22 protein-coding genes and 4 tRNA genes are annotated in these 24,021 nt (G+C 71.5%); 9 read left to right on the forward strand and 17 right to left on the reverse strand.

Features of this window, described 5'->3' with window-relative positions:
- Positions 1-7: 7 nt before the first annotated feature.
- The 7 genes from EDF21_RS01900 to EDF21_RS01930 all read right to left on the reverse strand — a co-directional run bounded on the left by EDF21_RS01900 (position 8) and on the right by EDF21_RS01930 (position 6,846).
- Positions 8-769 (reverse strand): YebC/PmpR family DNA-binding transcriptional regulator, encoded by a 762-nt coding sequence (locus EDF21_RS01900; RefSeq protein WP_056045387.1) that lies wholly within the window; start codon positions 767-769, stop codon positions 8-10.
- Positions 770-807: 38 nt separating this feature from the next.
- Entirely contained in the window at positions 808-1,413 is a 606-nt protein-coding gene (gene pdxT, locus EDF21_RS01905; protein WP_123570110.1) for a pyridoxal 5'-phosphate synthase glutaminase subunit PdxT, read from the reverse strand.
- A 22-nt stretch (positions 1,414-1,435) separates the two neighbouring features.
- Positions 1,436-2,350 (reverse strand): pyridoxal 5'-phosphate synthase lyase subunit PdxS, encoded by a 915-nt coding sequence (pdxS, locus tag EDF21_RS01910; protein WP_123570111.1) that lies wholly within the window; start codon positions 2,348-2,350, stop codon positions 1,436-1,438.
- A 23-nt stretch (positions 2,351-2,373) separates the two neighbouring features.
- The gene (locus EDF21_RS01915; RefSeq protein WP_370274424.1) at positions 2,374-2,958 is read right to left on the reverse strand and encodes an HIT domain-containing protein; all 585 of its coding nucleotides are present in this window, start codon (positions 2,956-2,958) and stop codon (positions 2,374-2,376) included.
- Between the two features lie 2 nt (positions 2,959-2,960).
- Complete coding sequence (thrS, locus tag EDF21_RS01920; protein ID WP_199859613.1) at positions 2,961-4,898, reverse strand: threonine--tRNA ligase; 1,938 nt, start codon at positions 4,896-4,898, stop codon at positions 2,961-2,963.
- A gap of 194 nt (positions 4,899-5,092) precedes the next feature.
- On the reverse strand, positions 5,093-5,542 hold the full coding sequence (sufU, locus tag EDF21_RS01925) for a Fe-S cluster assembly sulfur transfer protein SufU (protein WP_123570113.1): 450 nt from the start codon (positions 5,540-5,542) through the stop codon (positions 5,093-5,095).
- The gene (locus tag EDF21_RS01930; RefSeq protein ID WP_123570774.1) at positions 5,539-6,846 is read right to left on the reverse strand and encodes an aminotransferase class V-fold PLP-dependent enzyme; all 1,308 of its coding nucleotides are present in this window, start codon (positions 6,844-6,846) and stop codon (positions 5,539-5,541) included. Before EDF21_RS01930 ends, sufU begins: the two co-directional genes overlap by 4 nt.
- Positions 6,847-7,068: 222 nt before the next feature.
- On the opposite strand from EDF21_RS01930, the gene EDF21_RS01935 reads away from it, so the two are divergent.
- Positions 7,069-8,295: a cobalamin-independent methionine synthase II family protein gene (locus EDF21_RS01935; RefSeq protein ID WP_123570114.1), complete on the forward strand. Its 1,227-nt coding sequence runs from the start codon at positions 7,069-7,071 to the stop codon at positions 8,293-8,295.
- A 78-nt stretch (positions 8,296-8,373) separates the two neighbouring features.
- On the opposite strand, the gene EDF21_RS01940 is transcribed toward EDF21_RS01935, so the two are convergent.
- From EDF21_RS01940 to EDF21_RS01955, 4 genes are all read right to left on the reverse strand, one after another.
- Positions 8,374-9,177, reverse strand: coding sequence for an amino acid ABC transporter ATP-binding protein (locus tag EDF21_RS01940; protein ID WP_123570115.1), 804 nt, complete (start codon positions 9,175-9,177; stop codon positions 8,374-8,376).
- Positions 9,167-9,832, reverse strand: coding sequence for an amino acid ABC transporter permease (locus tag EDF21_RS01945; RefSeq protein WP_056045410.1), 666 nt, complete (start codon positions 9,830-9,832; stop codon positions 9,167-9,169). The genes EDF21_RS01940 and EDF21_RS01945 overlap by 11 nt, the downstream gene beginning before the upstream one ends.
- 2 nt (positions 9,833-9,834) lie before the next feature.
- Positions 9,835-10,689: an amino acid ABC transporter substrate-binding protein gene (locus EDF21_RS01950; RefSeq protein WP_123570775.1), complete on the reverse strand. Its 855-nt coding sequence runs from the start codon at positions 10,687-10,689 to the stop codon at positions 9,835-9,837.
- Between the two features lie 152 nt (positions 10,690-10,841).
- On the reverse strand, positions 10,842-11,588 hold the full coding sequence (locus tag EDF21_RS01955) for an NRDE family protein (RefSeq protein WP_158612833.1): 747 nt from the start codon (positions 11,586-11,588) through the stop codon (positions 10,842-10,844).
- Positions 11,589-11,766: 178 nt separating this feature from the next.
- Between EDF21_RS01955 and coaBC the strand changes: the two genes are divergently transcribed.
- Both coaBC and EDF21_RS01965 read left to right on the forward strand, forming a co-directional pair.
- Positions 11,767-13,104: a bifunctional phosphopantothenoylcysteine decarboxylase/phosphopantothenate--cysteine ligase CoaBC gene (gene coaBC, locus EDF21_RS01960; RefSeq protein ID WP_123570776.1), complete on the forward strand. Its 1,338-nt coding sequence runs from the start codon at positions 11,767-11,769 to the stop codon at positions 13,102-13,104.
- Entirely contained in the window at positions 13,101-14,600 is a 1,500-nt protein-coding gene (locus EDF21_RS01965) for a serine/threonine-protein kinase (RefSeq protein WP_123570117.1), read from the forward strand. The genes coaBC and EDF21_RS01965 overlap by 4 nt, the downstream gene beginning before the upstream one ends.
- 147 nt (positions 14,601-14,747) lie before the next feature.
- Here the strand turns inward: EDF21_RS01965 and EDF21_RS01970 are convergent.
- The 3 genes from EDF21_RS01970 to EDF21_RS01980 all read right to left on the reverse strand — a co-directional run bounded on the left by EDF21_RS01970 (position 14,748) and on the right by EDF21_RS01980 (position 15,112).
- A tRNA-Val gene (locus EDF21_RS01970) sits at positions 14,748-14,819 on the reverse strand.
- Between the two features lie 81 nt (positions 14,820-14,900).
- Positions 14,901-14,974 (reverse strand) — tRNA-Cys (locus tag EDF21_RS01975).
- A 66-nt stretch (positions 14,975-15,040) separates the two neighbouring features.
- Positions 15,041-15,112 (reverse strand) — tRNA-Gly (locus tag EDF21_RS01980).
- A gap of 174 nt (positions 15,113-15,286) precedes the next feature.
- On the opposite strand from EDF21_RS01980, the gene EDF21_RS01985 reads away from it, so the two are divergent.
- Together EDF21_RS01985 and EDF21_RS01990 are read left to right on the forward strand one after the other, a co-directional pair.
- A tRNA-Val gene (locus tag EDF21_RS01985) sits at positions 15,287-15,359 on the forward strand.
- A 123-nt stretch (positions 15,360-15,482) separates the two neighbouring features.
- Entirely contained in the window at positions 15,483-17,177 is a 1,695-nt protein-coding gene (locus tag EDF21_RS01990) for a glycoside hydrolase family 13 protein (RefSeq protein ID WP_123570118.1), read from the forward strand.
- A 144-nt stretch (positions 17,178-17,321) separates the two neighbouring features.
- On the opposite strand, the gene EDF21_RS01995 is transcribed toward EDF21_RS01990, so the two are convergent.
- On the reverse strand, positions 17,322-18,602 hold the full coding sequence (locus EDF21_RS01995; RefSeq protein WP_123570119.1) for an ammonium transporter: 1,281 nt from the start codon (positions 18,600-18,602) through the stop codon (positions 17,322-17,324).
- Between the two features lie 221 nt (positions 18,603-18,823).
- On the reverse strand, positions 18,824-19,840 hold the full coding sequence (gene zapE / locus EDF21_RS02000) for a cell division protein ZapE (protein ID WP_123570120.1): 1,017 nt from the start codon (positions 19,838-19,840) through the stop codon (positions 18,824-18,826).
- Between the two features lie 176 nt (positions 19,841-20,016).
- Here zapE and EDF21_RS02005 point away from each other — a divergent pair, with 176 nt between their 5' ends.
- From EDF21_RS02005 to EDF21_RS02015, 3 genes are read left to right on the forward strand one after another with little or no spacing between them, the layout of a single operon-like run.
- The gene (locus tag EDF21_RS02005) at positions 20,017-20,916 is read left to right on the forward strand and encodes a sulfurtransferase (RefSeq protein ID WP_123570777.1); all 900 of its coding nucleotides are present in this window, start codon (positions 20,017-20,019) and stop codon (positions 20,914-20,916) included.
- On the forward strand, positions 20,913-21,356 hold the full coding sequence (locus tag EDF21_RS02010; RefSeq protein WP_123570121.1) for a SufE family protein: 444 nt from the start codon (positions 20,913-20,915) through the stop codon (positions 21,354-21,356). Before EDF21_RS02005 ends, EDF21_RS02010 begins: the two co-directional genes overlap by 4 nt.
- On the forward strand, positions 21,353-22,108 hold the full coding sequence (locus tag EDF21_RS02015) for a dihydrofolate reductase family protein (RefSeq protein ID WP_123570122.1): 756 nt from the start codon (positions 21,353-21,355) through the stop codon (positions 22,106-22,108). The genes EDF21_RS02010 and EDF21_RS02015 overlap by 4 nt, the downstream gene beginning before the upstream one ends.
- Here EDF21_RS02015 and EDF21_RS02020 read toward each other — a convergent pair.
- Entirely contained in the window at positions 22,066-23,310 is a 1,245-nt protein-coding gene (locus tag EDF21_RS02020; RefSeq protein WP_233568326.1) for a S9 family peptidase, read from the reverse strand. The genes EDF21_RS02015 and EDF21_RS02020 overlap by 43 nt on opposite strands.
- Positions 23,311-23,419: 109 nt before the next feature.
- On the opposite strand from EDF21_RS02020, the gene EDF21_RS02025 reads away from it, so the two are divergent.
- Positions 23,420-24,016, forward strand: coding sequence for a DUF3000 domain-containing protein (locus tag EDF21_RS02025; RefSeq protein WP_123570123.1), 597 nt, complete (start codon positions 23,420-23,422; stop codon positions 24,014-24,016).
- Positions 24,017-24,021: the final 5 nt, after the last annotated feature.

Below are 24,021 nucleotides of genomic sequence, written 5' to 3' on the forward strand. Positions count from 1 at the left end.
CGGCGGCCTATTCTTCGTCGTCGAGCGCGGCCTGCACGTCGGCGGGGACGTCGTGGTTCGCGTAGACGTTCTGAACGTCGTCGTCGTCGTCGAGGGCGTCGATGAGTCGGAAGACCTTGCGTGCCGTCTCGAGGTCGACCTCGATCTTGAGCCCGGGCACGAACTCGATGTCGGCCGAGTCGTAGTCGATGCCGGCGTCCTGGAGGGCCGAACGGGCCGGGACCAGGTCGGAGGCCTCGGTGACGATCTCGAAGCCTTCACCACGATCGGTGACCTCTTCGGCTCCGGCGTCGAGGACGGCGGCGAGGACGTCGTCTTCGGTGAGGTCGTCCGTCTTCATGACGGCGATGACGCCCTTGCGGCTGAAGTTGTAGGCCACGCTGCCGGGGTCGGCCATGGTGCCGCCGTTGCGCGACATCACCGTACGGACGTTGGCGGCCGCGCGGTTCTTGTTGTCGGTGAGGCACTCGATCAACAACGCGACGCCGTTGGGGCCGTACCCCTCGTACATGATCGTCTGGTAGTCGACGCTCTCGCCGCTGAGACCGGCACCGCGCTTGACGGCCCGGTCGATGTTGTCGTTGGGGACCGAGGTCTTCTTGGCCTTCTGGACGGCGTCGACCAGCGTGGGGTTGCCGGACATGTCGGCCCCGCCCTGCTTGGCCGCGACCTCGATGTTCTTGATGAGCTTGGCGAACGACTTGGCACGTCGACTGTCGATGACGGCCTTCTTGTGCTTGGTCGTTGCCCACTTGGAATGCCCGGACACGGTGCTCCTTCAGACTGCTGACGTGGATCGCGACGAGTCTACCGCGACGCCCGCGCGCGGGCCTTGTCGAGGAACCGCGAGTGGAACCGCAGGTCGTCGGTGACCTCCGGGTGGAACGAGGTGCCCATCAGAGGGCCTTGCTCGACGGCGACGACCCGGCCGTCCTCGAGGACGCCGATCGCCGTCGCGGCCGGCCCGACCGCGTCGACCACCGGGGCGCGGATGAACACCGCGTGCACGGGTGGACCGTCGAGCACGGGGACGTGGACGTCGGTCTCGAACGAGTCGGTCTGGGAGCCGAACGCGTTGCGCCGGACCGAGACGTCGAGGCCCCCGATGCTCTGCTGGCCGGGGATGCCGTCGACGATGCGGTCCGCGAGCATGATGAGGCCAGCGCAGGTGCCGTAGACGGGCAACCCCGACCCGATCGCCCGTCGGAGCGGCCCGTCCAGGTCGAACGTCCGCGACAGCTTGTCCATGACGCTGGACTCGCCACCCGGGATCACCAGACCGTCGATCTCGTCGAGCTCGGTGGCTCGGCGTACGGGGACGGCCTCGGCCCCCAACGAGGTCAGGACGGCCAGGTGTTCACGGAAATCGCCTTGCAGGGCCAGGACGCCGACCCGGGGCGTTCGTTCGGGCATCACCGACGATCGACCCCCGAGGTCACCAGCCGCGCTCGGCGAGGCGGTGCGGTGCGGGGAGGTCGGGCACGTTGATGCCGACCATCGCCTCGCCGAGACCGCGCGACGCGTCGGCCACGACCTGGGGGTCGTCGAAGAAGGTGGTGGCCTTGACGATCGCCTTGGCACGCTCGGCGGGGTTGCCCGACTTGAAGATGCCCGAACCGACGAAGACGCCGTCGGCACCGAGCTGCATCATGAGAGCCGCGTCGGCGGGTGTCGCGACGCCGCCCGCGGTGAAGAGGACGACGGGGAGCTTGCCGGTCTCGGCGATCTCTTTCACGAGCTCGAAGGGAGCCTGCAGTTCTTTCGCGGCGACGTAGAGCTCGTCGGACTTGAGCCCACGGAGCTGGGCGATCTCTTTCGAGATCGTGCGGATGTGCTTGGTGGCCTCGGACACGTCACCGGTGCCGGCCTCGCCCTTGGAGCGGATCATGGCCGCGCCCTCGGTGATGCGACGCAGCGCCTCGCCCAGGTTGGTGGCCCCGCAGACGAAGGGGACGGTGAAGTTCCACTTGTCGATGTGGTTGACGTAGTCGGCCGGGCTCAGCACCTCGGACTCGTCGATGTAGTCCACGCCGAGGGTCTGGAGGATCTGGGCCTCGACGAAGTGGCCGATGCGGGCCTTCGCCATGACGGGGATCGAGACCGCCGCCACGATCTCGTCGATCATGTCGGGGTCGCTCATGCGGGCGACACCGCCCTGGGACCGGATGTCGGCGGGAACGCGCTCGAGGGCCATGACGGCCACGGCCCCGGCGTCTTCGGCGATCTTCGCCTGCTCGACGTTGACGACGTCCATGATGACGCCGCCCTTGAGCATCTCGGCGAGACCGCGCTTGACGCGGCTCGAACCGGTGGTGGAGGACTGGTGGGAGGCAGGGGTCGTGTCGCTCATGATGGCCCCTATCTTAGGCCCGATCAGACCGCCGACGCCGCCGTCGGCGTCGTGCCGTCGCCGTCCCTCGGCCAGGCCTCGGAGACCGCGACGCGGACGTCGCCGAGCAGCTGCGTGACGGCCTTCGTCTGAGCGATGATCGGGAAGAAGTTCGAGTCGCCGCCGTAGCGCGGCACCACGTGTTGGTGCAGGTGGGCCGCGATGCCGGCTCCGCCGACCTGCCCCTGGTTCATGCCGATGTTGAAGCCCTGCGCGTGGGACACCTGTGTGAGGACCCGCATGGCGGTCTGGGTCAGGGACGCGATCTCGGCCACCTCGTCGGAGGTGGCGAGGTCGTACGTGGAGACGTGCCGGTACGGGCAGACCAGCAGGTGCCCCGGGTTGTAGGGGTAGAGGTTGAGCAACACGTAGGCGTGTTCGCCCCGAGCCACGATGAGCGCCTCGTCGTCCGACCTCGAAGGGGCACTGCAGAACGGGCAGGAGTCGTCGTGGGCGCCCTGGCCCGCCTCGACGTAGACGGCGCGGTGCGGCGTCCAGAGTCGCTGGAACGCGTCGGGGACCGCGGCGAAGTCGGCGGAGGACTCGGCCGCGGACCCGTCGGCGACCACGCTCAGACCTGGGCCTTGGTCTCGATGGCCGCGACGATCTTGGCGATCGCCTCGTCGAGCGGCACGCCGTTCTCCTGTGAGCCGTCCCGGTAGCGGAAGCTGACGGCCCCGGCCGCGCGGTCGTCCTCGCCGGCGATCAACTGGAACGGCACCTTGGCCTTGGTGTGCGTGCGGATCTTCTTCGGCATGCGGTCGTCGCTGTGGTCGACCTGCGCCCGGACGCCGACCTCGCGCAGACGTGCCACGACGCCGTCGAGGTAGTCGCCGTACTCGTCGGCGACGGGGATCGCCACGACCTGGACGGGCGCCAGCCAGACCGGGAAGGCCCCGGCGTAGTGCTCGGTGAGCACGCCGAAGAAGCGCTCGATCGAACCGAACAACGCCCGGTGGATCATGACCGGACGCTGACGCGACCCGTCGGCAGCCGTGTACTCGAGGTCGAAGCGCTCGGGCAGGTTGAAGTCGAGCTGCACCGTCGACATCTGCCAGGTGCGTCCGATCGCGTCACGTGCCTGGACCGAGATCTTCGGCCCGTAGAACGCCGCGCCGGCCGGGTCGGGTACGAGTTCGAGGCCGGTCTCTTCTGCGACCTGCCTCAGCGTCGCCGTCGCCTCGTCCCAGGTGGCGTCGTCGCCCACGTACTTCTCGGGGTCCTTGGTGGACAGCTCGAGGTAGAAGTCGTCGAGGCCGTAGTCGCGCAGCAGGCTGAGGACGAAGTCGAGCGTGCCCTTGAGCTCGGCCGCCATGTCGTCACGGGTGGTGAAGATGTGCGCGTCGTCCTGGGTCATGCCGCGCACGCGGGTGAGCCCGTGGATGACGCCGGACTTCTCGTTGCGGTACACGGTGCCGAACTCGAACAGGCGCTGTGGCAGGTCACGGTAGGACTTGGCCGACGAACGGTACGCCAGGATGTGCATCGGGCAGTTCATCGGCTTGAGGTAGTAGTCCGCACCCTGGCGGGTGATCTCGCCCTCGTCGTTGCGTGCCTCGTCGAGGTGCATCGCCGGGAACATGCCGTCCTTGTACCAACCCAGGTGGCCCGAGGTCTCGAACAGGGCCGCCTTGGTGATGTGCGGCGTGTAGACGAACTCGTACCCGGCCTTCTCGTGGCGCTCGCGCGAGTAGTCCTCCATCTGGCGACGGATGATGCCGCCCTTCGGGTGGAAGATCGCGAGACCCGAGCCGATCTCGTCGGGGAACGAGAAGAGGTCGAGCTCGGCGCCGAGCTTGCGGTGGTCGCGCTTGGCGGCCTCCTCGAGCCGGGCCTGGTAGGCGCGCAGGTCGTCCTTGGTGGGCCACGCCGTGCCGTAGATGCGCTGCAGCTGGGGGTTCTTCTCGGACCCGCGCCAGTAGGCGGCCGCCACGCGCATCAGCTTCGTGGCATTGCCGAGGAGGCGCGTGCTGGGCACGTGGGGACCGCGGCAGAGGTCGAACCAGACGACCTCGCCGGTCTTCGGGTCGAGGTTGTCGTAGACCGTGAGCTCGGCCCCGCCCACCTCGACCGACTCGCCGTCGGCGCCGAGCTCGTCGGCCGACCCGCCCTTGAGCCCGATGAGCTCGAGCTTGAACGGTTCGTGGGCGAGCAGCTCGCGGGCCTCGTCGTCGGTCACGACGCGACGACGGAAGCGCTGGCCCTGACGGATGATGCGCTCCATGCCCTTCTCGATGGCCTTGAGGTCGTCGGGGGTGAAGGGCTCCGCGACGTCGAAGTCGTAGTAGAAGCCGTCGGTGACGGGCGGTCCGATGCCGAGCCTGGCCTCGGGGTTGATCTGCTGCACCGCCTGGGCCATCACGTGCGCAGCCGAGTGCCGGAGGATGGCCAGGCCGTCGGGCGAGTCGATCGTGACCGGCTCGGCCACGTCGCCCGCGTGCAGTTCGGTCGCGAGGTCGCGGAGCTCGCCGGACACGCGGACGGCCACGACCGACTTGTCGGTGAACAGCTCGGAGCCGGTCGTCGTCGCGGTGGCCTCGACGGCCGAGAGGCCGGTCGCGGCTGAGGAGGCGGTCGGGTCGATGTCGGTCTGGTCGGACACGGCGGTGGTTCCTATCGTCGAGGGGCGGGGACCACTTTAGTCGCCGACCGACCGCCGACCGGTCGACCAGGGCCTCGACGGGCGACGAGGCCCTGGTCGGCTCAGACGGCGCGCAGTTCGGTCGAACAGGCCTCCGCCGCGACCCACGCGAGCATGCCGCACTTCACCCTCATGACGAACTTCGAGACCCCGTGGAACACGACCGCGTCGCCGAGGACCTCGTCGTCGGGCTCCCCGGCGCCCCGGGACCGCATCATCTCGCGGAACTCCCCGACGAGTGCGTCGAGCTCGGTCAGCGTGCGACCCGGAGCCAGCTGCGCCAGCACCGAGGCGGAGGCCATCGAGATGCTGCAGCCGGCGCCCTGCCAGCGGAGGTCGGCGATGCGGTCGGTCCCGGGCTCGAGGGCGACGCGGACGGTGATCTCGTCACCGCAGGTCGGGTTGCGTTCGTGGTGCTGCGCGTCGGCCCCGGGCAGCTCGCCGTCGCCGTGCCGCGCCTTGGCGTGGTCGAGGATGACCTGCTGGTACAGGCCGTCGAGGGCGGCGCTCACCGCGCCTCCTCGGCCTTCTCGTCGACGGGCTCCGGGCCGACGACGCCGAAGTAGCCGCGGACCTCGGCGACCCCGGCGACCAGCCGGTCGACCTCGTCGCTCGACGAGTACAGGTAGGTGCTGGCCCGCGTCGTGGCCGTCACCCCGAGACGACGGTGCAGTGGCTGGGCGCAGTGGTGGCCGACCCGCACGGCGATGCCGCGCGCGTCGAGGAACTGGCCGACGTCGTGGGCGTGCACCCCGTCGACGACGAAGCTGGCGAGTCCCGATCGCGGCACGCCGGCGGGCGGGCCCACGACCGTGACGCCGTCGACGGCCTCGAGGCCGCGGACGAGCAGGTCGGCGAGGGCCTCCTCGTGGGCGCGCACCCGGTCCATGCCGACGGCGTCGAGGTAGCGCACGGCCTCGGCCAGGGCGACGGCCTGGGACACGGGCTGCGTGCCGGCCTCGAAGCGCTGCGGAGCGGGGAGGTACTCGGAGCCCTCCATCGTCACCGTCGTGATCATCGAGCCGCCGGTCCGGAACGGCGGCAGGGCGTTCAGCAGTTCGGCCCGGCCGTAGAGGACGCCGATGCCCGTGGGCCCCAGCATCTTGTGGCCCGAGAAGGCGGCGAAGTCGACGTCGAGGTCGTGGAGGTCGACGGGGCGGTGCGGGACCGACTGGCAGGCGTCGAGGACGACGAGGGCGCCGACGTCGTGCGCCAGCGCCACCAGCTCGGCGACGGGCGCGACGAGGCCGGTGACGTTCGAGACGTGGGCGAAGGCGAGGAGGCGCGTGCGGGGTCCGATCACGGTGGCCGCGTCGGCGGTGGTCCAGGTGCCGTCGCCGCGGACCGGCACGAATCGCAGGCTGGCACCGGTCGTCGCGGCGAGTTCTTGCCACGGGACGAGGTTCGCGTGGTGTTCGGCCTCGGTGACGACGATCTCGTCGCCGGGCGCGAGGGCGAAGCGTCGCGCGGCCTCACCACCCCGCCCGTGCGTCGCGTTCGCGACGCCGTACGCGACGAGGTTGAGGGCGTCGGTGGCGTTGGAGGTCCAGACGATCTCGTCGACGTCGGCACCGACGAAGCGGGCGACCGTCTCGCGTGCCTCTTCGTAGGCCTCGGTCGACAGGGCGGCGAGCGTGTGGGCGCCCCGGTGCACGGCCGAGTTCGTCGTCTCGAGGAAGCGCCGCTCGGCGTCGAGCACGGACGCCGGCCGTTGGGCGGTCGCCCCCGAGTCGAGGTAGGCGAGCGGCTCGCCGTTGACGTCCTGCCCGAGGAGCGGGAAGTCGGCGCGCAGACGGCGGGCGTCGTCGTCGGACAGCCCCGGACGGTGGGTGGATGGTGCGGAGGAGGTGGTGGTCACGGTGTCCCTTCCCGTCGATCGTACCGAGGCCCCCCGAGGGGCCCGGCTCCGGCCTACACGGGACGCAACGGACGACGGCCGCCCGGTGTTCCCGAGCGCACGGCTGTGACGTCCCGTGTCGTGCCCGTCGCACTCGTCCGGGGTCGGGGGCCAGAGTGGTGGCGACGAACGGAGCATCCCATGACGACCACCCCCGGCCGCATCGAGACCACCCACGCGGGAAGCCTGCCGCGCACGCCCGAGCTGATCGCCGCGAACGACGCGCGCGCCCTCGGCGAGGACGGCTTCACCCTCGAGCGCACCCCCGAGTTCGACGCCCTGCTGACCGACGCCGTCGTCGATCTCGTCCGGCGCCAGAGCGATCTCGGCATCACGATCGTCGGCGACGGCGAGTACGGGAAGGCCATGACGAGCGCGGTCGACTACGGCGCCTGGTGGTCGTACTCGTTCCAGCGCGTGAGCGGTCTCTCGCTGACCGGGTCGGACATCTTCAGCCAGCCGGCCGTGCGGTCCTCGCCCGGCGACGTACGACTGACGTCGTTCCCCGACCGCCGAGACTGGCGGGCCTTCCACGACGCCTACACCGACCCGACCTCGGGCATCGGCACGGGCTCGGGTGCCACGCCGTTCCCGAGCACGACGGGACCCCTGGCCTACGTCGGACACGCCGCCATCGCCTCGGACATCGCCAACCTGAAGGCCGGGCTCGAGGCGAGCGGTTCGACCTCGGGATTCCTCACGTCGTTGTCCCCGGGCAGCGGTGCCCGCATCGCCAACGACTTCTACGCCACCGAGGAGGAGCACATCTGGGCCTGGGCCGAGGTGCTGCGCGCGGAGTACACGGCGATCGTCGAGGCCGGCCTGACCGTCCAGATCGACGACCCCTCGATCGCCGAGAACTGGGACCAGATCAACCCGGAGCCGAGCGTCGAGGACTACCGGGCGTTCACCCGCATCCGCGTCGACGCGCTCAACCACGCCCTCCGCGGCCTGCCGCCGGAGCAGGTGCGCTTCCACCTCTGTTGGGGCTCGTGGCACGGTCCCCACACGACCGACGTCGAGTTCCGTCACATCGTCGACCTCATGCTCGAGATCGAGGCCGGCTCGTACTCGTTCGAGGCGGCCAACGTCCGTCACGAGCACGAGTGGAAGCTCTGGCGCGACGTCGAGCTGCCGACCGGCAAGACGATCGTGCCGGGCGTCGTCAGCCACGCCACGAACGTCGTCGAGCACCCCGAACTCGTGGCCGACCGCATCGAACGGTTCGCCTCGCTGGTCGGCCCCGAGAACGTCGTCGCCTCGACCGACTGCGGCCTGGGCGGTCGCATCCACCCGCAGATCGCGGTGGCCAAGCTGGCCTCGCTCGGCGAGGGCGCGCGCATCGCCTCGCACCGCCTGTTCGGCTAAGCGTCCCGGACCGCGTCGACCCGCGCCTCCTGGTCCCCGATCGAGGAGGCGCGGGTCGCGCGTCGCGCGGACGTCCCGTCAGTCGTCGAGCGGCTTGAGCACCCGTTGCAGGAACTGCTGCGTGCGGGCCTCGCGGGGGCGGGACAGCACGTCGGCGGGACGGCCCCGCTCGACGACGACGCCGGCGTCCATGAAGAGCAGCTCGTCGGCCACGCGGCGGGCGAACTCGAGCTCGTGGGTGACGACGATCATCGTCCAGCCCTCGTCGGCGAGTTCCTTCACGACGGTGAGCACGTCACCGACCAGTTCGGGGTCGAGGGCAGAGGTCGGCTCGTCGAAGAGCAGGAGTTCGGGCCGCAGGGCGAGCGCGCGCACGATGCCCACGCGCTGCTGCTGGCCGCCCGAGAGCTCGGCCGGGTAGGCGTCGGCCTTCTCGGCGAGGCCCACGCGCGCGAGGAGTGCCTCGGCCTCGGCCCGCGCCTCCTTCGGATCGCGTCCCTGGACGCGCACCGGTCCCTCGACGACGTTCTGCAGCACCGTGAGGTGCGGGAACAGGTTGAAGTGCTGGAACACCATCGACGAGCGGTCGCGGAGGGCGAGCAGGTCGCGCTTGCCGACCGTGGTGCCGAAGTCGATGGAGCGGCCGTCGGAGAGCGTGACGACTCCCCCGTCGGGCACCTCGAGGCTGTTGAGCGACCGCAGCACGGTCGTCTTGCCCGAACCCGAGGGCCCGATGATGGCGACGACGCGTCCGCGGCGCACCTCGAGGTCGATGCCGCGCAGCACCTCGTTCGCGCCGAACGCCTTGTGCAGCCCGCGGACGGTCAGCACGGGGGCACCGGTCTCGTCGGCCGGCCGGGGCGGGGTGACGTCAGCGGGCAACGTGGCGGTCCAATCTCTTCTCGAGGGCGTCCTGCCCGAACGACAGGATCAGGCAGATCACCCAGTAGACCAGGGCGGCCTCGAGGTAGATCAGCAGGAACTGGTTCGAGACGGTCGCGATCTGCTCTGCCTGACGGAACAGCTCGACGACGAGGATGACGCTCGCCAACGAGGTGTCCTTGACCAGGCTGATGAAGGTGTTCGACAGCGGGGGCACCGAGACGCGCGCCGCCTGCGGCAGGATGATCCGCCGGAGGGCGAGCCCCCGCGACATGCCGATCGTGTGGGCGGCCTCCCACTGGCCCTTGGGCACCGAGAGGATGGCCGCGCGGATGACCTCGGCCGCGTACCCACCGACGTTCAAGGAGAACGCGATGATGGCGCTGGGCCACGGATCGAGCTTGACGCCGATCGACGGAAGGCCGTAGAAGACGACGAAGAGCTGCACGAGCAGCGGCGTGCCCCGGATGATCGAGATGTAGACCCGGGCGATGCCCGCGAGCGCCGCCTTGCCCGACAGGCGCATCAGCGCGATGACGACGGCGATGACCAGCCCGATCGCCATCGATGCGAAGGCGAGCGGGATCGACGCGACGAGCGCCCCCGACACGATCGGCCAGAGCGACCGCCAGAAGAGGTCGAGGGAGGACTGCACGCCTACTCGCTGACGTCCTGGCCGAAGTACTTCTCGCTGATCGACGACAGCGTCCCGTCGGCCTTGAGCTCGGCGAGGGCGTCGTCGATCGCCGACACGAGGTCGTCGCTGCCCTTCGTGGTGACCAGGGCCGAGCGCGAGACGTCGTCCGTGGTCGCCGCGATCTTGATGCCGGCGGCCTGGTCGGGGTTGGTCTTGACGTAGTCGAGGAAGGTCAGTTCGTCGTTGACGGTCGCGTCGATGCGACCCTGCTCGAGGAGCGCGACCGACTGGGCCCAGCCGTCGACGACCTGCACGTCCGCGCCCGCGTCCTTGGCGGTCGTGTAGAAGTTGCTCGACTGCGACTGGGCCGTCGTCTTGCCCTCGAGGTCGGAGAGCGAGGTGATGTCGGTGTTGTCGGCGGCCGTGATCACGACACCGCGGCTGACCGTGTAGGGCGTCGAGAAGTCGTACGTGGCCTCACGCTCGTCGGTGATCGAGATCTGGTTGGCCACGAGGTCGAAGCGGCCGGCGGTGAGTCCGGCGAGCAGGGCGTCGAACTGCGTCTCCTCGAAGGCCGGGGTGACGCCGAGCTTCTCGGCGACGGCCGTGGCGACGTCGACGTCGTAGCCGGTCAGCGCGCCGGCCCCGCCCTCGTGGTAGGTGAAGGGCTGGTAGGTGCCCTCGGTGCCGATGACGAGCTCGCCGGCCGCCTGGATGTCGGACAGGCTCTTCGCCGCGCTCGTGTCGGCGGTCGCGCTGCCGGTGGACTGGACGACCCCGTCGGTGGAGGCGGGCGCGCAGGCGGCCAGGGCGACGGCGGCGGCGGCGACGACGCCGACGGAGGCGAGGCGACGGACGGTGCGGACGGCGGTGATCTTCACGAGGGTTCCTTTGCTGCGGCTCGGGGGTCGGACGAGCCTCCCGACACTAACGCCGCGGGGGCGGGCGTGATTCCCGATGACTTCCCGTGACGTGACGGCCCCGGGCCGGGCGTCGTCGCACACCCGTCGGCGTCGCCACGCGCCCGTCAGCGTCGCGCGATCGCCTCCGCCACCGAGGGGGCGCCGTCGAGCCGCACGTGACGGTGGGCCACGTCGTCGGCCGAGACGGCGACGGTGCTCAGCGACAGCGAGTGGAAGAGGCGTCCGTCGACCAGGTCGGCCCGCACGAGCGCGTCGTCGTCGTCGGTCGGCAGCGCGCTGCTCTCGCGCAGCAGGTCGAGCCACGGCGTCCAGCTGCCCTCGCCCTCTTCCGCCGTCGGCAGCGGACCGGTCGGAGGCGCGACGTCACGGAACCGGGGCAGCCAGCGGTCGACGCGCGGCACGGACCGGTCGTCGGGGGCGGCGTGCGTGAGCAGGTGCACCCCGGGGGCGAGGCGGGCCGTCTCGGTGGCGGTGCCGTCCCAGACGGAGTGCACCGCGCCTCCTGCGTCCGCCGTGAGCAGGTTGAAGGTGCGGGTCGTCTGCGGGCCGTCGGGCAGGACGCCGTCGGCGGCCGCCCAGAGGGGCAGGGCACCGCGGGTGGTCCATCCACCGGGCGGTGACGCGGGGGCCTCGTGACGGTTGAGCACCACGCTCGCCCGGCTCGGGCCCCGGGCGGTCGCCAACCAGGCCCCGCCCGCCTCGCGGTCGTGCACCCCGGTCACCCGCTCACCGAGGCCGGGCCACCAGGCGCCGGGCTCGTCCCAGGGGCGGTCGGGCGACTCGTCCCGGAGCCCGAGGAAGACGACGGGCCAGGGCGCGTCCGGCTGGACGGCGACGACGACGGTGCACATGGGGTCCTCAGGGTGGGGGCTCGTCGGGGCGGGTGCCGACGCTCGACCGCGGGATGCGGCATCGTGGTGGGCAACGCTACCGACCCGGCACCGGGTCGGCCGACCGACGCATCGATCGACGAGGCCCACCGTGACGCACGACCACCCCCGCTCCTCCCCCGCCGACGCCCCGCGTCGCCTGTCCGTCGTCGTCGGCGTCTCGGGCGGCATCGCGGCGTACAAGGCCGTCGGGGTCGTCCGCGGCCTCGTGCTGCGGGGACACGACGTCCACGTCGTGCCGACCGAGGCCGCCCTGCGCTTCGTCGGGGCGCCCACCTGGGAGGCCACGAGCCGCAACCCCGTGCACACGTCCGTCTTCGACGACGTCGCGGAGGTGCGGCACGTGGCCCTGGGGCAGCGCGCCGACCTGATCGTCGTGGCCCCCACGACCGCCCACACCCTGGCGAAGATCGCCCACGGCCTGTCCGACGACCTGCTCGGCACGACGATCCTCGCGAGCACCGCGCCGCTCGTCGTCGCGCCCGCCATGCACACCGAGATGTGGCGGAACCCGGCGACGGTCGCGAACGTCGACCTGCTGAGGTCGCGCGGGGTGACCGTCGTCGGGCCGGACGACGGGCCGCTGACCGGGGGCGACGTGGGGCCCGGCCGGCTCAGCGAACCCGACGAGATCGTCGCCGCGGCACTCGCCCTCGTGACCGGCCCGGGCTCCCTCGACGCCCCACCCGCCGCCGTCCCGGGGGCTGGGGACCAGGAGGCGCGGGTCGGTGACCTGGACGGCCTCCGGTTGGTCGTCTCGGCCGGCGGCACGCGTGAGCCCCTGGACCCCGTGCGGTTCGTCGGCAACCGGTCGAGCGGTACGCAGGGGGCGGCGCTCGCCCTCGGGGCGGCCCGCCGCGGTGCCCACGTCACCGTCGTCGCGGCCGCACTCGACGGAGCCGTGCGGCAGACGCTCGAGACGGAGGGGACGATCGACGTCGTCGAGGTCGGCACCGCCCTCGAGCTCGACGCCGCGATGGGCGAGCACGCCCCGGCGGCGGACGTCGTGATCATGGCGGCCGCGGTGGCGGACTACCGGCCGTCGTCGGTGGCCGACGGGAAGATCCGGAAGGACGACTCGGGCGACGAGCTGACCGTCCGTCTCGTCCGGACCCCGGACGTCCTGGCCGGGCTCGTCGCCCGTCGGGCCGTGGGGCAGGTGGTCGTCGGCTTCGCGGCCGAGACGGCCGCCGACCGGGACGAACTGCTCTCGCTCGGGCGCGCCAAGCAGCGGCGGAAGGGAGCGGACCTGCTCGTCCTCAACACGGTGGGCTGGACGACCGGCTTCGGCAGCGACGACACGGCCGTCGTCGTGATCGACGCCGACGGTGACGTCGTGTCCGAGGCCGAGGGGTCGAAGACCGCCGTGGCCGAGACGGTGCTCGACGCCGTGGTGTCCCGTCGGGTCGCGAGTCGGGGGTCGGGTGGCGGCACTCCTCCCGTGCTCCCCGGCGCGTCGACGGGAGCGGGCGCATGAGCCCCCGCGAGCAGGCCGATCCCCGCCTCGGCACGACCGTCGGCGGTCGCTACCGCCTCGACGCGATCGTCGGGCGCGGAGGCATGGGGGCCGTCTACCGGGCGAGCGACCTCGAGCTCGGCCGGGTCGTCGCCGTCAAGCTCTTCTCCTCGGACGGGCACGACGTCCACGACCTCAGCCGCCAGGTCAGCGAGGTGCGCCTCCTCGCCTCCCTCAACCACCCGGGGCTCGTCACGCTCTACGACGCCCGGGTCGAGGGCGACGGCCACGACGACGACGCCTACCTCGTGATGGAGTACGTCGACGGCCCCACCCTGCAGACCGTGCTCGCCGACGGTCCGTTGTCGCACGCCGAGGCCGCGGCGTTGCTCGGCGACGTCGCGGACGGCCTGGCGGCGGTGCACCGCGCCGGCGTCGTCCACCGGGACGTCAAGCCCGCGAACATCTTGCTCGCCGCGCCGCACCACGAGGGCGACCCCCGACGGGCCAAGCTCGCCGACTTCGGCATCGCCTACCTGATCGACTCGACGCGGGTGACGGCCACGGGAACCCTGATGGGCACCGCCGCCTTCGTCAGCCCGGAGCAGGCCGAGGGGCGTCCGCCGGCCCCCGCGTCCGACGTCTATTCGCTCGGGTTGGTGCTGGTCGAGGCGCTGACCGGGCGGCGCGTCTTCACGGGGTCGGTCGTCGAGTCGGTCATGGCCCGTCTCACCCGCGACCCCGAGATCCCGGCCTCGATCGGCTCGGGGTGGGCGGAACTGTTGACGCGCATGACCGCGCGAGCACCCGACGACCGTCCGGCCGCCGCCGAGGTCGCCCGAGCGGCCCGCACGCTGGCCGTCGAGGGCGCCGGGTCGACCGATGCCGTCACGCGCGTCATGGCCGCTCCCGACGTGCCGACGGCTGCCCTGCCCGGCGGCGACGCCCCCACTCGCGTCCTGCCCCGGGACGATGCCCGCACGCCGGTGTTCGGGGCCGGGGCGGCCTCCCGCGCCGACGCCACGGACCTGGTCGCCGACGTCACGGCGGACGACGGGACCCGGAAGCGTCGGCGTTGGCCCCTCGTGCTGGCGGCGATCGTCGTCGCCGGGCTGCTGGCGGCGGGCATCGGTTGGGCCGCCACCCGCGACGGTGGGACGGTCGACCCGACGGAGAGCACGAGTCCGAGCGTCGAGACGGATCCCTCGACGACGCCGTCCGAGTCGTCGGACGTCGACTCGCCGTCACCGTCCGACGACTCCACCGACGAGTCACCGGCGGACCCGGCTCCCTCTGACGAGGTGAGCCCCACCCAGGAGGCGCCGGTCGAGCCGACGACGCAGCCGACCGTCGACCCCGTGACGCCCCCGACGGTCGACGTCCCTGGCGTCGACGTCCCCGGAGGGAACAGCGGGCCCGGCAACAGCGGCAACGGCGGCCCGGGCACCAACGGGAACGGGAACGGGAACGGCCGGGGCAACGGGGTCGGTCTCGGGACGGGGACCGACACCCCCTAGGCGGATGCCGCGGGACGTCACGACCCGTCGCTCGCATCGTGAGGTGGGCGACAGGTCGTGGCCTCTCGGCAGGAGAGGCGGGCCACCCGTGAGAGAAGAAGCCCGGACATGACGAAAGCCCCGGCCGAGGCCGGGGCTTTCTGTGTGTGAGCGATACTGGGATCGAACCAGCGACCTCTTCCGTGTCAGGGAAGCGCGCTACCGCTGCGCCAATCGCTCATGTCTCAACGATCCGAGAATCTTCCCTCGAACCGCACTATTCAATTGCAACATCGAGTCTAGACCTAGGTCTAGATCGAATGGAGGTGGAGACGGGATTTGAACCCGCGTGAACGGCTTTGCAGGCCGGTGCCTCGCCTCTCGGCCACTCCACCATACGAGTAGCCCCCCAGAGGGAGGCCACCAGTCGGTGGACCACCCTCTGGTGAGCATTACACTCGAGCGGATGACGAGATTCGAACTCGCGACCCTCACCTTGGCAAGGTGATGCGCTACCGCTGCGCCACATCCGCATTTCGCTTTGCATTTCTGCGTGCAAAAGAACAATACCCACACCCCGGGGCAGAAACCAAATCGAGGGAAGTTCGTGTCTTGATCGATCACGGGGCAGCTCACGACGGTGACCTCGACGACCGGCCGAATGGCGTTCGAGCACCGCGATGCACTAGCATCGTCGAGTCCCACCCGGGCGATTGGCGCAGTTGGTAGCGCGCTTCCTTCACACGGAAGAGGTCATCGGTTCGAGCCCGGTATCGCCCACGATCACCATCGAAAGGCCCTGCTCCTGCAGGGCCTTTCGTCGTTCCTGGCCCGCGATCCCCGGCCGGTGCCGCGGTCGGGGCATCGACGCCGCCCGCTGCCGAGACGTGGCATCCTCGCCCCATGACCGACTCCCCCACCTCCCGCGCCGCCGCGACCCGCCCCACGCCCGTCCCCGACGCCGACTGGTGGCGGCAGGCCGTGGTGTACCAGGTGTATCCGCGCAGCTTCGCCGACGCGAACGACGACGGCATCGGTGACCTGGCCGGCGTGACCTCGCGCGTGCCGTACCTGCAGCGGCTCGGGGTCGACGCCGTCTGGCTGAGCCCCTTCTATCCGTCCCCGCTCGCCGACGGCGGGTACGACGTCGCCGACTACCGCGACGTCGACCCCCGCCTCGGCACCCTCGACGACTTCGACGAGATGGTCGCCGCCCTCCACTCGGCCGGGCTGAGGGTCGTGGTCGACATCGTCCCGAACCACACCTCGAGCGACCACGAGTGGTTCCGTGAGGCGGTGGCGTCCGAGCCCGGCAGCGCCGCCCGTGGCCGGTACGTGTTCCGGGACGGCCTCGGCGAGGGCGGAGACACTCCCCCGTCGACCTGGGTCTCGAACTTCGGCGGTGGCGCCTGGACCCGCCTGCAGCGCCCCGACGGCACGCCCGAACAGTGGTACCTGCACCTGTTCGCCCCCGAGCAACCCGACCTCGACTGGAGCAACCCCGAGGTCCGCACCGACTTCGAACGCACGCTGCGGTTCTGGTCGGACCGTGGCGTCGACGGATTCCGGGTCGACGTCGCCCACGGGCTCGCGAAGGACCTCACCGAGCCCCTCCGCGACGCGGCCGAACGTCAGGTCCTGCCGGTCGACGGCAGCGATCCGCTCTACGACCGTGACGAGGTGCACACGATCTTCGAGGGGTGGCGCCGGGTCCTCGACGAGTACGACCCGCCCCGGAGCGCCGTGGCCGAGGCCTGGGTGCAGCCCGAGCGGGTGCCGCTCTACGCCCGCCCCACCGAGCTCGGCCAGGCCTTCAGCTTCGCCCTGACGCGCGCCGACTTCGACGCCGACCAGTACCGGACCATCATCGCGTCGACCCTCGAGCAGGCGGCCGTCAGCGGGGCGACGAGCACGTGGGTGCTCTCGAACCACGACGTCGTCCGTCACGCCACGCGCTACGGCCTGCCGAAGGGGCAGGACCTGGACGCCTTCGTGCTGAGCGACGGTCGCCGACCCACTCTCGACCCCGATGCGGGCCTCCGTCGGGCCCGTGCGGCGACGCTGCTCATGCTCGCCCTCCCGGGTTCGGCCTACGTCTACCAAGGAGAAGAACTGGGCCTCTTCGAGGTGGCCGACCTGCGTCCCGACGACCTGCAGGACCCGGTCTGGGTCCGCACGGGCCACCGGCGCAAGGGTCGGGACGGCAGCCGGGTGCCGCTGCCCTGGGACACGAGCGAGCCCGCCCTGGGCTTCGGGGACCACGCCCCGCACCTGCCGCAACCCGAGTGGTTCGAGGACCTCGCCGTCTCGGTGCAGGACGACGAGGACGAGTCCACGTTGTCGATCTACCGGCGCGCCCTCGCCCTCCGCCGCGAGCTGCAGAGGGGTGAGGCGTTCCTCTGGGCCGACGGCACCTCAGAGGACGTCGTGCACTTCTCCCGCCACGAGGGGTGGCACTCGCTGACGAACTTCGGCGGCGGCCCGGTCGACCTGCCCACCGGGGCACGCGTCCTGGCCTCCAGCGAGCCGTTGCACGACACGCTCGCCGGCGTCACCGAGGTGCCGGGCGAGACCACGGTCTGGTTCTCGCTGACCTGAGACCCGGGCCCGGTCCGACCGGGCGACCACCCGCAGGAGGCGCGGTGCGACGCGGTCGCGCACCGCGCCTCCTGCCTTCTGCCGCGGCCTGGACGCAGAACGGCCCCGGTCCGAGGACCGGGGCCGTTCGTCGTGCGAGGTGGGTCAGGCGCGCGAGTTCTCGAGGACGTAGCCCTCTTCACCGTGCAGGGCGAGGTCGATGCCGGCCACCTCGTCCTCGTTCTTCACGCGGAAGCCGATGGTCTTCTCGATGACGAAGCCGATGACGAAGGCCAGGACGAACGAGTAGAGCATGACGGCCAGGGCCGAGAGGGCCTGGATGCCGAGCTGCGTGAAGGTGCCCGAGAAGATGAGGCCGGTGTCGTTCGCGAAGATGCCGAGGTAGAGCGTCCCGATGAGGCCACCGACGAGGTGGATGCCCACGACGTCGAGGGAGTCGTCGAACCCGAGCTTGAACTTGAGGTCGATGGCGAGGGCGCAGACGGCACCCGCGACGACGCCGAGGACGACGGCCCATCCCGGGGTGAGGGCGGCGCAGGCCGGGGTGATGGCGACGAGGCCGGCGACGGCACCCGAGGCGGCGCCGACCGAGGTGGCCTTGCCGTCCTTGAGCTTCTCGACGACCAGCCAGCCGAGCACGGCGGCGGCCGGCGCGGCGATGGTGTTCAGGAACGCCAGGGCGGCCACGCCGTCGGCCGCGAGCTCGGAGCCGGCGTTGAAGCCGAACCAGCCGAACCAGAGCAGCCCGGCACCCAGCAGGACGAAGGGCGGGTTGTGCGGCTTGTCGGCACCCTTGGCGAAGCCGACGCGCTTGCCGAGGACGAGTGCCAGGGCGAGGGCCGCGGCACCGGCGTTGATGTGGACGGCCGTGCCGCCCGCGAAGTCGATGACGCCCATGGCGGCGATCCAGCCACCGACGGTGTTGCCGTCGGCGTCCTTCGTGAAGTTGAAGACCCAGCTGGCGACCGGGAAGTAGACGACCGTGGCCCAGACGCCGGCGAAGATCATCCACGCCCCGAACTTGGCGCGGTCGGCGATGGCGCCCGAGATGAGGGCCACCGTGATGATCGCGAAGGTGGCCTGGAAGGCGGCGAAGGCGATCGTCGGGTAGGCGCCGGTCGGGTCCAGGCTGTCCTCGAAGGCGGCGCCGAGGCCGAGGTTCGCGACGTCGAGGCCGATCAGGCCCTGGATGCCCACGAAGCTCTCGCTCCCACCGGGGATCGAGGTCGGGTTGCCGAAGGCGATCGCATAGCCGAAGAGCACCCACAGGACGCCGATGAGGCCCATCGCGCCGAAGCTGAGCATCATCATGCTGATGACGCTCTTGGCCTTGACGAGGCCGCCGTAGAAGAAGGCCAGGCCGGGGGTCATGAGCAGCACGAGTGCCGCGCAGATCAACATGAAGGCGGTGTTGCCTTGGTCCATGGGTGGGTCACCTCTCGAGTTTCGGAGCCGGGGAGGCACCGACGTCGAGGTCGACCGTGTGGGTTCACGGGCTGTGGTGACGAACGCTCTCGTCCGGTGCGGCCCCCAGTGTCGCGGGGAGAGGTTTCGGGCCGTGTGCGGGATTGTTTCCCCGATGTAACACGATTCGGGCGCAGGTAAACAACGTGTTACCGGATGCCCGGTGCGGGGTCGGGATCTCGTCAGAGCGAGGTCAGGGCCACCAGGCGCGACACGGCGCGCAGGTACTTCTTGCGGTAGCCGCCGGCGAGCATCTCGTCCGAGAAGACCTGGTCGAGGGGCGTGCCCGAGGCGACCACCCGGATCTGCGCGTCGTACAGGCGGTCCACGAAGGCCACGAGGCGCAGGGCGTCCACCTGGCTCGTGAGGACGTGGACGTCACGCAGCCCCACCGCGTCGAGGTCGTCGACGAGCTTCACGTACTTGCTGGGGTGGACCGTCGCGAGGTGGGCGACCACCCCGTCGAAGTCGTCGAGCGACACGGTCCCGCCGAGGCCGGCCGCCGCGGCGTCGACGTCGTCGACCACGTGCGCCCGGGCCTCGACCTCGCGACGTCGGTAGTCGTCCCCGTCGATGCGCAGGGTGAGGAACTTGTCGCTCAGCCCCTGGATCTCGCGGAGGAAGTCGGCGGCGGCGAACCGGCCCTCACCGAGGGCGTTGGGCGGCGTGTTCGAGGTGGCGGCGATGCGCGTGCCGTCGTCGGCCAGGTCGCCGAGCAGTCGGGTCATCATCATGGTGTCGCCCGGGTCGTCGAGCTCGAACTCGTCGATGCAGACCAGGGCGGCGCCCTTCAGCTGCGACGCGGCCCCGGCGTAGCCGACGGCGCCGACCAACGCGGTGTACTCGATGAAGGTGCCGAAGTACCGCCGGCCGGGCGTGCGGTTCCAGAGGGCGGCGAGCAGGTGGGTCTTGCCCACGCCGAAGCCGCCGTCGAGGTACAGGCCGGGACGCACGGCCGGGGCAGCCGGCTTCTTGCGGAACAGGCCCCTCCGCGGCGCGTCGGGACCCGCGCCTCCGAACGCCGTCACGGCGGCCACCGCCTCGGCCTGGGAGGCGAAGGCCGGGTCGGGCCGGTAGTTCTCGAGCGAGGCCTCCGCGAACTGACGAGGAGGCACGAGTTGCGTCACGATCTCGGCCCCCGTGATCGTCGGGGTGCGGTCGCTCAGCGAGACGAGGGTGCTGACGGATTCGGGGGGCATGGGCGCGGCCTCGCGGTGGGGTGGGCGGGGATCTGTGTCAGAGTCGTACGGTTCCCGGGCGACGGTCACGCGGCATGCGTAACCTCGACGGGGCCGACCAGAGGCGATCCTACGCCGCCGGGCACCACGCGTCGCCCGGCGTCGGCTCCACCCCGACCCCCGCACAAGGAGACACCATGGCCGTCGAGCACGACACGTCCGCCCGCTTCGGCGAGTACGCCCATCCCGAGCGTCTCGTCGGCACCGAGTGGCTGCAGCAGCACCTCGGCACCCCCGGGCTCGTCGTCGTCGAGTCCGACGAGGACGTCCTCCTGTACGAGACCGGCCACATCGCCGGCGCCGTCAAGATCGACTGGCACCTCGACCTCAACGACCCGGTGCAGCGCGACTACGTCGACGGCGAGGGCTTCGCCGCGCTGATGAGCCGCAGCGGCATCACGCGCGACAGCACGGTCGTCATCTACGGCGACAAGAACAACTGGTGGGCCGCGTACGCGCTGTGGGTCTTCTCGCTCTTCGGGCACGAGGACGTCCGTCTGCTCGACGGTGGCCGCGCGAAGTGGGAGGCCGAGGGACGCGACTACACGACCGAGGCGCCCGAGGTCGAGGCCACCGACTACCCCGTCGTCGAGCGGGACGACAGCGTCATCCGCGCCTACAAGGACGACGTGCTGGCGCACCTCGGCAAGCCCCTGATCGACGTGCGTTCGCCCGAGGAGTTCTCCGGCCAGCGCACCACGGCCCCGGCCTACCCCGACGAGGGCGCCCTGCGGGCCGGTCACATCCCGAGTGCCCAGAACGTGCCGTGGGGCAAGGCCGCGGCCGACGACGGCACCTTCCGGCCTCTCGCCGAACTCGACGCCATCTACCGCGACGGGGCGGGCCTCTCCGACGGCGACGAGGTCGTCGCCTACTGCCGCATCGGTGAGCGGTCGAGCCACACCTGGTTCGTCCTGACGCACCTGATGGGCTTCGAGGACGTGCGCAACTACGACGGCTCCTGGACCGAGTGGGGCAGCGCCGTGCGGGTCCCCATCGTGCAGGGCACCGAGCCGGGCGAGGTGCCGGCCCGGTGACCGACGCGGCCCTGCCCGAGGCGCTCGTCGAGATCCGCGAGGAGTTCCTCGCCCTCGACGTGCGGAACCGTCTTCAGTTGTTGCTCGAGTTCTCGAACGAGCTGCCCGAGCTGCCCGCCCGGTACGCCGACCATCCCGACCTGCTCGAACGGGTGGTCGAGTGCCAGTCCCCCGTGTTCCTGTTCGTCGAGGTCACCGACGGCCGGGTGCACCTGCACGCGACGGCACCGCGCGAGGCGCCGACGACCCGGGGCTTCGCCTCGATCCTCGCCCAGGGGCTCGACGGGTTGACCGTCGAGCAGGTGCTCGACGACGTCCCCGACGACTACCCGCAGACGATCGGCCTGACCGAGGCCGTGAGCCCGCTGCGCATCCGCGGCATGACCGCGCTGCTCGGCCGCGCCAAGCGTCAGATTCGCGAACGGACCGCCGTCGCGTGACGCTCCGGGTGCTGCACGCCCTCGGACGTCCCGGCGACGTCGGGCTCGAGCTCGAGATCGACGAGGACTCGACCCCCGACCGGATTCGCGAGCTGTACGCCCCGCCGAGCGAGACGTGGCTGCGACTCAACCTGATCGCGGCGGTCAGCGGTGACGCCGCGGGGTCCGACGGCACCTCCGAGACGCTGAGCAACGCCACCGACCGCACGATCCTGGCCGCCATCCGCTCGCTCGCCGACGGTGTCCTCGTCGGTGCGGCGAGCGTGCGCGCCGAGGGCTACCGGGTGCCGAAGTCCTCGCGACTCGTCGTCGTCACGGCGTCGGGCGACCTCTCCGGCCACCGGATGGACCCGGCCGAAGCCGAGCGGGTCGTCGTGGTCTGCCCCGAATACGCGCGGGCACGGGTCCGCGAGACCCTCGGTGAGGCGATCTGGGCGGCCGCCCGCGTTCTGACGGCGACCGACGACGGCGGCCGGTTGGAGCCCGCCGCGATCCTGCGGTGCCTGCGCGAGCAGCGCCTCCGTTCGCTCGTGTGCGAGGGCGGTCCCTCGCTCGCCGGGCAGTTCCTCCGGGACGGGCTCGTCGACGAGCTGTGCCTGTCGACCTCGCCGGTCGTGATCGGCAGCGGCCTGCCCGTCTTCGGTCGCGAACGTTTCGACCCGGCGTCGCTCGTGCTCGGCCAACTGCTGGTCGACGAGCAGAGCACGCTCTACGCGCGGTGGTCGGTGGACGGTGGACCCGCGAGTCGGTGACGGTCGAGCCATCGACCGATCGCCCCCTCGAACCGCTCGGGGTCGAGGTTCCAGAGCTTGGTGTGCCGGGCGACGTCGAACACCTCGAAGGTCACGATGTCGGGCCGCGCCTCGGCCAGCGCGTGTGACGCGGTGGACGGCACGAAGCCGTCGTCGTCGCTGTGCAGCACCAGCACCGGGAGGTCGAGCTCGCCCGCGCGTGAGACGAGGTCGAGCTGGTCGAAGTCGATGGGCTCGGCGCTGCCGGCCAGCCGGCAGAGCAGGGGCGACCCCAGGAGGCGCAGCACCAGACCCTGGACGATCCCCGGCACCCGCATGGCCGCGCCCTGGTAGGCGAGCGTCGTCCGCCAGTCGACGACGGGCGACTCGAGCACGAGACCCGAGACGGCGCCGCGCAGGGTGGAGCGGGTGGCGGCCTGCAACACCAGCGCCCCACCCATGGACCAGCCCATCAGCACGACGGACGTCGCCCCGTGGTCGAGGGCGAACCGGATCGCCGCCTCGACGTCGCGCCACTCGGAGTCGCCCAGGGCGTAACGGCCGTCGGGCGAACGGGGCGCCTCGCCGTCGTTGCGGTACGACACGAGGAGCGAGGTGAAGCCCTCTCGCCGGAAGACCGGTGCCGCACGGATCGTCTCGGCGCGCGTCACCCCGCGACCGTGCACCCCGATCATCCACGGGCCGTCGAGCCCGCCCTCGGCGGGGACCAGCCAGGCGGGCGCCGGACCGACCTCGGTCTTGACCACGACCTCGTCGGCCGTGAGGCCCGCGTCGTGCGGCGTCGGGTACAGCCAGCCGCCGATGCGACCCCGGTGGGCGCGCCGCAGGCCGGATGCCTCGACTCCTTCGACGCCCCCGGCGCCGTCCCCGTGTTCGACCCGACGTTCGACGTGCCGGCCGTCGTCGTGCACCACCTCACCGATGCGGGCGTGCCCTCGGCCCCGGTCGTACCAGAAGCTGTAGCGACCGGGGAGGCGCGTGTCGGGCGTCGAACGCAGGGTGATCGTCCCGGCCACGGCGTCGTGGGCCTCGATGCGCACGTCGTCGCGTCGCCTCCGGGCAGGGGTGACGATCTTCCGGGCCATGGCGACGATCCCCGAGACGATGGCTGTGGACGACACCACCACGGTGCCCCCGACCGCGATCGAGACGACGGCGAGCGGGCCGACGCCCCGTCGACCGGTGGATGCGGGGCGGTTCACGGGCGGCTCCTCGGACGGCGTGAGGCGGGTCGAGGAGACCTGTGGATCTGCTGAGCCGGGCGCGGCGTGCCGCGGGGGTCGCCCTCGGGATCGACCCTAGTCTTCCAGGGTGTCCGAGATCCCCCCGACGTCGACCCGCCCGCCCGCGTTCGCCGCGGCCGTCGAGTCCGTCCACCGTGCCGCCGCGCGGGATGCCCTCGCCGTGACCGAGATCCCCGCTCCGAACGGCCTCGCCCCTCACGCCCTGGCCCTCGCCGGGGACGTCATCGGCGCGTCCGGTCGCCCGGACGCCGACCTCGGCACCGGACGCTTCGTGCTGCTCTACGACGACGACGAACCCGAGGCCTGGGGCGGACCCTTCCGGGTCGTCGGCTTCGCGCAGGCGCCCCTCGAGACCGAGATCGCCCTCGATCCGTTCGTGGCCGACGTCGCGTGGTCTTGGCTCGTCGACAGCCTCGACGCCCGCGGTGCCGTCTACGACCGGGCATCGGGCACCGCCACCAAGATCCTCTCGACCGGATACGGTGAGCTGGCCAACCACGGTGACGGGGCCCAGCTCGAACTCCGGGCGTCCTGGAGCCCCGCCACCACCGACCTGGCCCCGCACATCGAGGCCTGGAGCGAGCTGATCTGCACGCTCGCCGGCCTGCCCCCGACCGTCGAGGGCGTCACCCTCCTCGCCTCGAGGCGGGTCGGACGAGACTGAACCAC

This window comes from Frigoribacterium sp. PhB118 (assembly GCF_003751725.1).
Taxonomy (GTDB): Bacteria; Actinomycetota; Actinomycetes; order Actinomycetales; family Microbacteriaceae; genus Frigoribacterium.

Coding starts and splice junctions, on each gene's coding strand:
- pdxT (WP_123570110.1), bottom strand. CDS start 1,413: ATGCCCGAACGAACGCCCCGGGTCGGCGTCCTGGCCCTGCAAGGCGAT.
- EDF21_RS01995 (WP_123570119.1), bottom strand. CDS start 18,602: ATGGACCAAGGCAACACCGCCTTCATGTTGATCTGCGCGGCACTCGTG.
- pdxS (WP_123570111.1), bottom strand. CDS start 2,350: ATGAGCGACACGACCCCTGCCTCCCACCAGTCCTCCACCACCGGTTCG.
- EDF21_RS02005 (WP_123570777.1), top strand. CDS start 20,017: ATGGCCGTCGAGCACGACACGTCCGCCCGCTTCGGCGAGTACGCCCAT.
- EDF21_RS01955 (WP_158612833.1), bottom strand. CDS start 11,588: ATGTGCACCGTCGTCGTCGCCGTCCAGCCGGACGCGCCCTGGCCCGTC.
- EDF21_RS01990 (WP_123570118.1), top strand. CDS start 15,483: ATGACCGACTCCCCCACCTCCCGCGCCGCCGCGACCCGCCCCACGCCC.
- EDF21_RS01965 (WP_123570117.1), top strand. CDS start 13,101: ATGAGCCCCCGCGAGCAGGCCGATCCCCGCCTCGGCACGACCGTCGGC.
- zapE (WP_123570120.1), bottom strand. CDS start 19,840: ATGCCCCCCGAATCCGTCAGCACCCTCGTCTCGCTGAGCGACCGCACC.
- EDF21_RS01935 (WP_123570114.1), top strand. CDS start 7,069: ATGACGACCACCCCCGGCCGCATCGAGACCACCCACGCGGGAAGCCTG.